The 10,807-nt window shown below is 72.0% G+C and carries 10 protein-coding genes; 2 read left to right on the forward strand and 8 right to left on the reverse strand.

What is annotated here, in order from left to right:
* Positions 1-651, forward strand: a complete 651-nt coding sequence (locus tag AB0950_RS03725) for a DsbA family protein (RefSeq protein ID WP_360144699.1) — start codon at positions 1-3, stop codon at positions 649-651.
* Positions 652-763: 112 nt separating this feature from the next.
* Here the strand turns inward: AB0950_RS03725 and AB0950_RS03730 are convergent, their stop codons facing one another.
* The 7 genes from AB0950_RS03730 to AB0950_RS03760 form a co-directional block, all read right to left on the reverse strand.
* Entirely contained in the window at positions 764-2,152 is a 1,389-nt protein-coding gene (locus AB0950_RS03730; protein ID WP_360144696.1) for an amino acid permease, read from the reverse strand.
* A gap of 125 nt (positions 2,153-2,277) precedes the next feature.
* Complete coding sequence (locus AB0950_RS03735) at positions 2,278-3,174, reverse strand: TauD/TfdA family dioxygenase (RefSeq protein ID WP_366777723.1); 897 nt, start codon at positions 3,172-3,174, stop codon at positions 2,278-2,280.
* An 11-nt stretch (positions 3,175-3,185) separates the two neighbouring features.
* On the reverse strand, positions 3,186-4,526 hold the full coding sequence (locus AB0950_RS03740; protein ID WP_366777724.1) for an LLM class flavin-dependent oxidoreductase: 1,341 nt from the start codon (positions 4,524-4,526) through the stop codon (positions 3,186-3,188).
* The gene (locus AB0950_RS03745; protein ID WP_366777725.1) at positions 4,523-5,254 is read right to left on the reverse strand and encodes an ABC transporter ATP-binding protein; all 732 of its coding nucleotides are present in this window, start codon (positions 5,252-5,254) and stop codon (positions 4,523-4,525) included. The genes AB0950_RS03740 and AB0950_RS03745 overlap by 4 nt, the downstream gene beginning before the upstream one ends.
* On the reverse strand, positions 5,230-6,075 hold the full coding sequence (locus AB0950_RS03750) for an ABC transporter permease (protein WP_366777727.1): 846 nt from the start codon (positions 6,073-6,075) through the stop codon (positions 5,230-5,232). Before AB0950_RS03750 ends, AB0950_RS03745 begins: the two co-directional genes overlap by 25 nt.
* The gene (locus tag AB0950_RS03755; RefSeq protein WP_366777728.1) at positions 6,072-7,139 is read right to left on the reverse strand and encodes an ABC transporter substrate-binding protein; all 1,068 of its coding nucleotides are present in this window, start codon (positions 7,137-7,139) and stop codon (positions 6,072-6,074) included. The genes AB0950_RS03750 and AB0950_RS03755 overlap by 4 nt, the downstream gene beginning before the upstream one ends.
* Before the next feature lie 250 nt (positions 7,140-7,389).
* Positions 7,390-8,589, reverse strand: coding sequence for an ROK family transcriptional regulator (locus tag AB0950_RS03760; protein WP_360144678.1), 1,200 nt, complete (start codon positions 8,587-8,589; stop codon positions 7,390-7,392).
* Between the two features lie 583 nt (positions 8,590-9,172).
* On the opposite strand from AB0950_RS03760, the gene AB0950_RS03765 reads away from it, so the two are divergent.
* Positions 9,173-9,754, forward strand: coding sequence for a biotin transporter BioY (locus AB0950_RS03765; RefSeq protein ID WP_360144675.1), 582 nt, complete (start codon positions 9,173-9,175; stop codon positions 9,752-9,754).
* A gap of 108 nt (positions 9,755-9,862) precedes the next feature.
* Here AB0950_RS03765 and AB0950_RS03770 read toward each other — a convergent pair whose 3' ends face one another.
* The gene (locus tag AB0950_RS03770; RefSeq protein ID WP_360570773.1) at positions 9,863-10,678 is read right to left on the reverse strand and encodes a DNA-formamidopyrimidine glycosylase family protein; all 816 of its coding nucleotides are present in this window, start codon (positions 10,676-10,678) and stop codon (positions 9,863-9,865) included.
* Positions 10,679-10,807: the final 129 nt, after the last annotated feature.

Here is a 10,807-nt window from a genome sequence, read left to right on the forward strand (position 1 = left end):
ATGTCCGAGTCCGGCAAGACCCCCGTCGACTTCTGGTTCGACCCGCTGTGCCCGTGGGCCTGGATGACGTCCCGCTGGGTGCTGGAGGTGGAGAAGGTCCGGGACATCGAGGTCCGCTGGCACGTCATGAGCCTCGCCGTCCTCAACGAGGACAGGCTGGACGAGCTGCCCGAGGAGTACCGGGAGATGCTCGCGACCAAGGCCTGGCAGCCGGTGCGCGTGGTCACCGCGGCCTGGCAGAAGCACGGCGCGGACGTCCTCGGCCCGCTCTACACCGCGCTCGGCACCCGCATCCACAACAACGGCGAGGGCCCGACCCTGGAGGCCGTCGCCGGCGCCCTCGCGGACGTCGGCCTGCCCGCCGAGCTGATCGAGTACGCCGAGCAGGAGGACTTCGAGTTCGACGCCGAGCTGCGCGCCTCCCACAAGGAGGGCATCGAGAAGGTCGGCCAGGACGTCGGCACACCGGTGATCGCGCTGCCCGGTCCCGACGGCGAGCAGATCGCCTTCTTCGGCCCGGTCGTCACCCCCGCCCCGAAGGGCGAGGAGGCGGCCCGCCTGTGGGACGGCGCCGTCGCCGTCGCCTCGGTGCCGGGCTTCTACGAGCTCAAGCGCACCAGGACCAAGGGGCCGGACTTCAGCAACCTGTAGGCCTGATGCCGTGACCGTACGGGAAGACCCCGCGAGGCGTGCCCTCGCGGGGTCTTCCGTGCAAAAGGCCCCCACGTGTCGCACGTGGGGGCCGGTGCCGTGTGATGGGCGCTCAGCGCTTGCCGCGGGCCCGTTGCCAGAGGTAGCCGACGGCCGCCAGGACCACGGTCATGCCGCCGGTGGACAGCAGCTGGACCCGGGTGTCCGGCTCACGGGCCATCAGGACGAAGATCGTGGCCATGCCGGCCAGCGCGACCCAGGTCAGCCAGGGGAACGCCCACATGCGCACGACCAGCTTCTCGGGGGCCTCGCGCTCGATACGGCGGCGCAGCAGCAGCTGGGACACCGCGATGAAGATCCAGACGACCAGGATGACCGCGCCGATCATGTTCAGCAGCCACGGGAAGACGTCGTTCGGGCGCCAGTAGCTCAGCAGCACACAGACGAAACCGAAGAAGCAGGACGTGAGGACCGCGATCCGGGGCACCCCGCCGGACAGCTTGACCAGCGCCTTCGGACCCTGGCCGCGCTCGGTCAGCGAGTAGGCGATGCGCGAGGAGCCGTAGATGTTGGCGTTCATCGCGGACAGCAGGGCGACCAGGACGACCACGTTCATCAGCTGGCCCGCGCCGGGGATGCCGAGGTGGTCGAGCGTGGCGACGTACGGGCCCTTCGCCACGACCTCCTTGGAGTCCCACGGCACGAGGGTGACCACGACGGCCATCGAGCCGATGTAGAACAGCGCGATGCGCCACATGGCGGTGCGCACGGCCATGGCCACGCCGCGCACCGGGTTCTCGGACTCGGCCGCCGCGATGGTGACCGTCTCCAGGCCGCCGTAGGCGAAGACGGAGGCGAGCAGGCCGACCAGCAGGCCCTGGTTGCCGTGCGGCATGAAGTCGGTCAGGTTCGCGGCGCCGGGGGAGTGGGTACCGGGCAGCACCCCGGCGATGGCCAGCACGCCGAGGACCAGGAACAGGCTGATCGCGCCCACCTTCAGCGCGGCGAACCAGAACTCGAACTCGCCGAAGTTCTTCACGGCGGCCAGGTTCGCCCCGCAGAACACCACCATGAACAGGGCCACCCACATCCACTGCGGGGTGCCCGGCAGCCAGCCCTGGACGATGTGCGCTGCGCCGATGCCCTCCAGGCCGACCGCCGTGCACAGCAGCACCCAGAAGGACCAGCCGGCGGCGAAGCCCGCCCAGGGGCCGATCGCCCGTTCGGCGTGCGCGGAGAAGGAACCGGAGGACGGGTAGGCGGCCGACATCTCGCCCAGCATCCGCATCACCAGCATCACCAGCAGGCCGGAGAGCGTGTAGGCGATCACGATGGACGGCCCGGCGGCGGCGATGCCCGCCCCGGAGCCGACGAACAGGCCCGCGCCGATGACCCCGCCCAGCGCGATCATCGACAGATGGCGCTGCTTGAGGCCGTGGGAGAGGGAGGCGCCGTCGTGCTGCTGCTGCGGCGGCGTCTCGGTGGTCGTGCTGCTGGACATGGGCGCGGCTCTCCCGGGCAGGGCAATGGTCGGGCAAAAACGCCGCCAGTCTGGGCGGCCCGTCCGCTCGGGCGAAGGGGCCGCCCACTATCCGGACACCCGGCATACGCAGGGTGAACGGCCGGTCACGCCGCCGTGAGCACCGGCGTGTAGTGCGAGGCGTCGCCCTCGATCGCGTAGCTCTCCTTGCCCTCGATGCCGACCGGGACGTCACCGGCGACGGTCACCCGGTGCAGCCGGCGCGGCCGTCCGTCGTAGTTGTCGATGGCGTAGTGCTGGGTGATCCGGTTGTCGAAGAGGACGAGTTCGTTCTCCGCCCAGCGGTGGCGGAGGATGTTCTCCGGCCGGGTGACGTACGCCTGGAGCAGGTCGAGCACCTTCCGGGACTCGCCGGTCGACAGGCCGGTGATCCGCTGGGCGAACCCGCCGATGAACAGCCCGCGTTCCCCGGTCAGCGGGTGCACCCGGACCACCGGGTGCGCGGTGCGGTACTTGATGGAGGTGAACTGGGCGCGCTGGGCGGCCTTCTCCTCGTCGATCTCCTCGTCCGGTACGGCGTAGTCGTAGTCGTTGGTGTGCTCGGCCCACAGCGTGTCGGCGAGGCGGCGCAGCGGCTCGGGCAGATCGCGGTAGGCGGCGGCCGCGTTCGCGATCAGCGTCTCGCCGCCGTACGGCGGGACGGTGATCGAGCGCAGGGTGCTGGCCTGCGGCGGGTTCAGGACGAAGGTGACGTCGGTGTGCCAGTGGGTGGCGCGGCCCCGCTCGCTGTCGACGGGCAGCACGTTCGGGGCGCCGTCGACCGCGCCGACCGTCGGGTGCGCGGTGGTCAGGTCGCCGAAGTGCCGGGCGAAGGCCTGCTGGCCGGCGTCGTCCAGCCCGGCGGCGTCGAAGACGAGCGCCTTGTGGACGTTCAGGGCCTCGCGGATCGCGTCGACCTGCTCCGGCGCGAGGGGCCGGGTGATGTCGACTCCGGAGACCCGGGCGCCGATGCGTGCGGTGACCTTGGTGATCTCGATGGACATGGCGGGTCCTTTCAGGCGGTGGCGAGTGCGGGGGTCAGGTACTGGTTGACGGGCCGGGGGAGGCCGTAGCGCTCCCGCAGGGTCTGGCGGGGGCCGTACTCCGTGCGCAGCAGGCCGCGGGCGCGCAGGATCGGCACGACGTGCTCGACGAACGCCTCCAGACCGGAGGGCAGCACGGCGGGCATGATGTTGAAGCCGTCGGCGGCTCCCTGGGTGAACCAGGTCTCGATCTGGTCGGCGACCTGCTCGGGCGTCCCGGCGAAGGTGAGGTGCCCGCGCCCGCCGCCGAGCCGCCCGATCAGCTGCCGTACGGTCAGGCGCTCCCTCCTGGCCAGCTCCACGACGAGCGTGTAGCGGCTCTTGGCGCCCTCGATGGCGGACTCGGGCGGCAGGTCGGCGGGGAGCGGGGCGTCCAGCTCCAGGGTCCCGGGCTCCAGGTGCAGCAGGCTCTCCAGGCGGCCCACCCCGTGGTCGTACACGATGTGGTCCTCGAGGAGCTGCTCGGCGGCTTGGGCCTCGGCCTCGGTCGAGCCGAGCACGGGGACGATGCCGGGCAGCACCTTGACGTGGTCGGGGTCGCGTCCGGTCTGCCCGGTGCGGGACTTGAGGTCGGCGTAGAAGGCCCGCGCGTCCTCGATGGTCTGCTGGGCGGTGAACACCGCTTCCGCGTACCGTGCCGCGAACCGCTTCCCGTCCTCCGAGGAGCCCGCCTGCACCAGCAGCGGGTAACCCTGCGGGGTGCGCGGCACGTTGAGGGCGCCGGCGACGCTGAAGTACCGCCCCTTGTGCCGGGGCGGGTGGATCTTGCTGTCGTCGCCCCAGACACCGGCCGCCTTGTCGGCGACGATGGCGTCGTCCTCCCAGCTGTCCCAGAGCTTGAGCGCCACGTCGAGGAACTCGGCGGCGCGCGCGTACCGCTCGGCGTGCGCGGGCTCGGCGTCCAGGCCGAAGTTGCGGGCGGCCTCGGCGCCCGCGGTGGTGACGATGTTCCAGCCCGCCCGGCCGCCGCTGATGATGTCCAGTGAGGCGAACTTGCGGGCCAGGTTGTACGGGGAGTTGTAGGAGGTGGAGGCGGTGGCGATCAGGCCGATGTGCTCGGTGGCCGTCGCCAGCGCGGTCAGCAGGGTGAGCGGTTCCAGAGCGCCCGCCGGGCGCTGGGCGAGGTTGCCCCACAGCTGGGGGCCGTCGGCGAGGAAGAGGGAGTCGAAGGTGCCGCGTTCGGCGATCCGCGCCAGGTTGACGTAGTGCGCGAGGTCGACGTGCGCGTAGGGGTCGCTCTCCGGCAGCCGCCACGAGGCCTCGTGGTGACCGGTGTTCATCAGGAACGCGTTGAGGTGGAGCAGGCGGGTCATGCGTCCTCCGTGACACCGAGGGCGGCCAGCAGCCGCTCGCGGTATTCGCCCAGGACCGGCTCGCGGTAGGAGCGCGGGTGGGGGCGGTCGATGGTCAGGTCGAGGCCGATACGGCCCTGGTCCAGGACGAGGACGCGGTCGGCGAGCACGATCGCCTCGTCCACGTCGTGGGTCACGAGCAGCACGGAGGGCCGGTGGCGCTTCCACAGCTCGCGCAGCAGGTGGTGCATCCTGATCCGGGTGAGTGCGTCCAGTGCCCCGAACGGCTCGTCGGCCAGCAGCAGTTCGGGCTCGCGGACCAGGGAACGGGCCAGCGCGGCCCGCTGGGCCTCACCGCCGGACAGCTCACCCGGCCAGGCCCGCTCGCGGCCCTTCAGGCCGACCTCCGCGAGGGCGGCCCGGCCGCGCTCCCCGGCGTCCTTGCCGTCCAGGCCCAGCAGGACGTTGTCCAGAACGCGGAGCCAGGGCAGCAGCCGGGAGTCCTGGAAGACCACCGAGACCCGCTCGGGCGCGGTGAGCTGCCCCCTGCCGGCCACCCCGTGGTCGAGTCCGGCGACGGCCCGCAGCAGGGTGGACTTGCCCGAGCCGCTGTGCCCGAGCAGGGCGGTGAACTGTCCGGCGGGCAGGTCGAGGTCGATGCCGTCGAGGACCGTACGGCCGCCGAACGACCGGGTCAGGCCGCGCAGTTGGACGGCGGGCCGGGTCAGCTGCTCAGTGTGCGGCGCCACGACAGCACCCTCCGTTCGACGAGACGGACCACGCTGTCGGAGACCAGGCCGAAGACGCCGTAGATCAGCAGGCCGACCAGGATGACGTCGGTCTGGCCGTAGTTCTGCGCCTGGAACATCATGTAGCCGAGGCCGCTGGTGGCGTTGATCTGCTCCAGGACCACCAGGCCCAGCCAGGAGCCGGTCACGCCGAGCCGGAGTCCCACGAAGAATCCGGGGAGCGCGCCGGGGATGACCACCCGCCGGATGAAGGTGAACCGCGACAGGCCCTGCACTTCGGCGAGTTCGACGTACCGGCTGTCGATGCCGGACAGCGCGGAGTGCGTGTTCAGATAGATGGGGACGTAGACGACGATCGCGATGATGGCGATCTTGAAGGTCTCGCCGATGCCCAGCCAGAGGATGAACAGCGGGATCAGGCCGAGGGTCGGGATCGCCCGGTTGAGCTGCACGGTCCCGTCGATCAGCGCTTCCCCGGCCCGGCTGAGCCCGGAGGCGAGCGCGAGCAGCACGCCCGCGGTCAGGCCGATCGCGAAGCCGTACGCGGCCCGCTTCAGCGAGGTCAGCACATCCGTGGACAGCGTGCCGTCCGTCCACAGGTGGCCGGCCGTCCGCAGCACCGTCCAGGGCGCCGGGATCGCCCCCGGGTCGAGCGCTCCCGCGGCCGAGGCGACGGCCCACAGGACGAGGACCACCAGCGGGCCGATCAGCCGGGCGGCGGGCAGCTGACGCCCGGGGGAGAGCCGGCGGCGCCGGCGGACCTGGGGGAGTTCCTCGGCGGCCGGTGCCGCCACGGCTGTCGTCGTGGTCACGGCGCTCACCTCCGGTACTCCGCCGGTACGGCCCTGGCGGCGATGGACTCGAAGCGGTGGTCGAAGAGCGAGGAGACGTCGAACCTCTTCACGAAGCCGCCCTCGGCGAGCAGATCGGCGGTCTCCTGCTCCCACTTGATCGCCTCGTCCCAGCTGGACGGGAACAGCGGCTTGTTCGCGAGCGCGGTGATGGACTTGGCCTGCTCCAGGGTCAGGTTCTGCGTCTTGACGTAGAACTCCTCGTCCCAGACGTCCGGGTGCTCGTACGTCCACACCTGGCCCCGGGCCCACTGGGGGATGTACGCGGCGATCGCGGCGGCCTTGGCCGGGTCGTCGAGCACGGACTGCGGCGCCCACAGCAGGTTCAGCAGGTCGACCACGTCGGTGGTGAGGGTGTGGGCGCCCTTGGACCCGTACTGCTTCAGATAGGCGGGCGCCTGGTTGTTGCCGAGCGGGGCCACGTCCACCTGCCCGGACTGCAGGGCGGTGAGGAACTGGTTGCTGGTCAGCGGGACCAGCTTCACGTCGTCGTACTTCAGGCCCGCCTTCTTCAGCGCCCGCAGCAGTACGACACCCTGCGCCTGGCCCTGGGAGAAGGCCAGCCTCTTGCCTTTGAAGTCCTCGACCGTGCGGATGTCGCTGCCGGGTTTGGTGGCGAAGACGTAGTTGGGCTTGCGGGTGATGTCGATCGCCACGATCTTCGCGGCGAAGCCCTGGTAGTGCGCCTGGATCGGCGGGATGCCGGCGTTGTTGGCGAGGTCCAGGGACTTGGCGCGGAACGCGTTGATCACGTCCGGGCCGGCCCCGATGTTCACCCAACTCGACACCGTGAACGGCAGCTTGGGCAGCCTCGCCAGCTTGAACTGCAGCTGCTGCTGGTTCTGGTACGAGGCGACCTTCAGGCTGGTGCCGGCCGGGACCTTGTCGGCGAGCGGCTTGGTGGCGGCGCCCTTGGTGTCGGCCGCGGCACTGCCGCCGGCGCAGCCGCTGAGCCCGGCCACGGCGGCGGACGCGCCGAGCAGGGAGGTGAGAAACAGGCGGCGGTCGAGACCGGAAACAGATGGAGAAGGCATGGGAGGACTCCCTGGATGCACGGAGCGGAACGGAGCAGAAAGGCAGGAGGAATTCCGGGCGGACCGCATGCCGGAAGTGGGGAATCCCGGACGGGAAGGGTGCCGGAAGAAGTGAACTCACGCAGACGGAAACACGCGCTTCATGCGCGGCAACGTGTCAGCAACAGAGGGTGCGACAGCTCGTGAGCGGGTTCATGAGCAGGATGTTCCCGGCCATGGGCAGCCCCTGTCAACATTCCGACTTTCTGAATTAAATAGCCTCAGGTGACGTGCCCAGAGGGTCCCGGAACAGCACGTCGAGAGCCACGGAGCCGCCCGCGACCGCCAGCACGGAATCCGGGAAACTCGTCGGCACGACGGCCGCCGCCCGGCGTATTCCGGCCGCTTCCCGCAATGCGTGCAAGCAGTCCTCGAAGTGCATGACGCCCACCTCGGTCACCACGACCGTCTCCGGGTTCAGGACGTCCAGCAGCAGCCCGGCCGCCCGCCCGGTCGTCCGGGCCCGCTCCCTCAGCAGCCGCCGCGCCACCGCGTCCCCGGCCGCCGCCGCGGTCACCACGTGCATCGGGTTCACCCCGTCGATCACCCCGGCCGCCCGGGCCCGCCGGCACAACGTCCGCTCGCTCAGCTCCACCTGGAGGCAGCCGGTACGGCCGCACGGGCAGGGCTCGCTGCCGCCCGGCACCGGCAGATGCGCGATCGCCCCCGCCGCCGAGCGCGGCCCGTGGTGCACCTCGTCATGGGTGGCGAAGGCCGCGTCGACCACGTTGCCCACGAACAGGTGCAGCACGCTCCCGCTGCCCCTGGCCCGCCCGAACAGCCGCTCCCCGTTCACCAACGCCCGCGCATGGCCGTCCACATGGACCGGCAGGCCGGTACGGGCGCCGAGCAGTTCCCGCACCGGCACGTCACGCCAGCCCAGCAGCTCGTGCTCGACCACGGTGCCCGTCTGACGGTCCACCCAGCCGCCGACCGCCACCCCGACCCCCAGCGGCCGCCGACCCGGCACCTCGGCGAGCAGCCCCGCGAGGCCCTCGGCGGCCCGCGCCAGCACCCAGGCGGGATCGGTCCGTTCGTGCCCCAGCTCGCGCCGGGCCACCACCCGGCCCCGCAGATCCAGCAGCGCCACCGTGGTGTACGGCACGGCCACATGCACCCCGGCGACCAGGAACCGGCTGTCGTCCAGGTCGACGGGGACGTGCGGCCGGCCCACCCCGCCCGAGCGGCGGGGCGCGGCGGACTCCCGGAGCAGGCCGAGAGCGGCGAGCCGGGCGCAGTGCTCGGTCACCGACGCGGGCGACAGCCCGGTCAGCCGGGCGATGGTGCTGCGCGCCACCGGCCCGTGCTCCAGCACGGTCCGCAGCACGACACGGGCGCTGGTACGCCGCCGGTCGCTGTCGGCGGCACGCGGAACGGGCGGGGCCGAAGGGGACACCGCGGTACGGGGCATGGGGAAACCGTCCTCGGGAACGGGGCCGACACGACTCGGAGCTGAGCGAGCAGAGGCGCGCCGGGTGGTCCGCCCCTACCCCGGGCGGCGACAGGTGGCCGTGCCCTGGCGTCGCAGGTCGACATAGCGACGCGAGGTGAGATACCGGGCTTGGGCAACCATGCGGAAGAAGCTAGCAAAACGCCCCGACGCTGCCCAGACGGAGACCGACGGGCGAGACGGGCCGACAGGGCCTTTGGGCGGCCCGACAGGGCTTTGGGCGGGCCGGCAGGGCTTCTTCGACGGGCCCGACAGGACTTTGGGTGGCCCCGGCAGGGGTGTGGACGGTCCGGTCCGCCGGGCATCGGGCGGCCCCGACAGGGGTTTGGCGGGACCCTACAGACGGTCCGTCAGCCGGTGAGGTAGCGCGGCCCACGCCACCTCCGTGACCGGTATCACGCCAAACCCGGTGTAGCCACCACCCTTTGTCCGGAGCCCACCAAGCCCCGGCGCACGCCTTTGTCGACCGGCGACGGTGATCGGCGCGCGGGGCGCGGTATAGCGTCACGGTGTTCCCATCTGCCCACACACCCGCGGAGTCCCCATGAGCACCGCCACCGCCCTAGCTCGCCCCGGCGCAGTCCTCGCCGACCTGCTCCCCGCGTCCCGCGTCCGCGACGCGGCCCTCGTCGTCGGCGGCGCCGTGCTCACCGGCCTCGCGGCCCAGGTGGCCGTCCCCGTGCCCGGCTCCCCGGTGCCGGTGACCGGCCAGACCTTCGCCGCGCTGCTCGTCGGCACCGCGCTCGGCGCCCGCCGGGGCTTCCTCTCCCTCGCCCTGTACGCGCTCGCCGGCGTCGCGGGCATCCCGTGGTTCGCGGACGGCGCCTCCGGCGCGGGCATGGTCTCCTTCGGCTATGTCCTCGGCATGCTGCTCGCCTCGGCCGCCGTCGGCGCCCTGGCCCGGCGCGGCGCGGACCGCTCGCCGCTGCGCATGGCCGGCACGATGCTCCTCGGCGAGGCGATCATCTACGCCGTCGGCGTGCCCTACCTGGCCCTCGCCGCCCACGTCTCCCTCACCCAGGCCGTCGCCCTCGGCCTCACCCCGTTCCTGCTCGGCGACGCCCTGAAGGCCGCGCTGGCGATGGGCGCGCTGCCCACCGCCTGGAAGTTCGCGAACAAGCGCTAGACGCGCCGCGGTTTCCGCGCAAGAGGCTCGCCGGGTTCTTCAGGTCTCCTCGACCCGGCGGGCCTCTTTCGCGTCCCGGGGCCGTACGGGCCGCCGGCGGTGGTTCCTTCAGACTTCGGTCTTCTGGCAGGTGGGGCACCAGAAGAGGTTGCGGGCGGCGAGGCCGGCGGTACGGATGTCGTCGCCGCAGATGTGGCACGGCAGGCCGGCGCGGCGGTACACGTACACCTCGCCGCCGTGGTCGTCCACGCGGGGCGGGCGGCCCATGGCCTGCGGCGTGTGCTCGGGCCGGACGGTGTCGATCCGGTTGTTCCGGACCCCCTCGTGCATCAGCTCGACGAGGTCCGCCCACAGGGCGTCCCACTCGGCCGGGGTGATGTCCCGGCCCGCGCGGTACGGGTCGATGCCGTGCCGGAACAGGACCTCGGCGCGGTAGACGTTGCCGACACCGGCGACGATCTTCTGGTCCATGAGCAGCGCGGCGATCGTGGTACGGCTGCGGGCGATCCTGCGGTACGCCGCGGCCGGGTCGGCGTCGTCGCGGAGCGGGTCGGGGCCGAGGCGGTCGTGGACGGCCTGCTTCTCGGCGCCGGTGATCAGCGCGCAGGTGGTCGGGCCGCGCAGGTCCACGTACACGGTGTCGTTCGCGAGCCGGAGGCGGACGGTGTCCGTCGGCGGGGGCGCGGGGGCGTCACCGAAGGAGACCTTGCCGAAGAGGCCGAGGTGGATGTGGACCCAGTCGGTGTCCCGGAAGCGGAGGAAGAGGTGCTTGCCGTGGGCCTCGGTGGCCGTCAGCGGGGCTGAGTCCAGAAGGGCGGCGGCGTCGGAGAACTTGCCCTGGGGACTGGTCACCCGCGGGGCCGTACCGAGGAACCGCTCGGCGTAGTCCTGGGCCAGCCGGTGAATGGTGTGCCCTTCCGGCACGGCGGGGTGTCCTTTCCTGCGGTTCCGCCCACCCACCCACCCGTCTCGCGGAGTCGAGAGGTGACCGGGTGGGCCGAGCTGTTTTTCCGGCCGACGGTCCGCGGGGGCGGGCGTTACGTGCTTTCCCGG

The sequence above is a fragment of the Streptomyces sp. NPDC007189 genome, from assembly GCF_040703635.1.
GTDB lineage: Bacteria > Actinomycetota > Actinomycetes > Streptomycetales > Streptomycetaceae > Streptomyces.

Coding starts and splice junctions, on each gene's coding strand:
- AB0950_RS03725 (WP_360144699.1), top strand. CDS start 1: ATGTCCGAGTCCGGCAAGACCCCCGTCGACTTCTGGTTCGACCCGCTG.
- AB0950_RS03730 (WP_360144696.1), bottom strand. CDS start 2,152: ATGTCCAGCAGCACGACCACCGAGACGCCGCCGCAGCAGCAGCACGAC.
- AB0950_RS03735 (WP_366777723.1), bottom strand. CDS start 3,174: ATGTCCATCGAGATCACCAAGGTCACCGCACGCATCGGCGCCCGGGTC.
- AB0950_RS03740 (WP_366777724.1), bottom strand. CDS start 4,526: ATGACCCGCCTGCTCCACCTCAACGCGTTCCTGATGAACACCGGTCAC.
- AB0950_RS03755 (WP_366777728.1), bottom strand. CDS start 7,139: ATGCCTTCTCCATCTGTTTCCGGTCTCGACCGCCGCCTGTTTCTCACC.
- AB0950_RS03760 (WP_360144678.1), bottom strand. CDS start 8,589: ATGCCCCGTACCGCGGTGTCCCCTTCGGCCCCGCCCGTTCCGCGTGCC.
- AB0950_RS03765 (WP_360144675.1), top strand. CDS start 9,173: ATGAGCACCGCCACCGCCCTAGCTCGCCCCGGCGCAGTCCTCGCCGAC.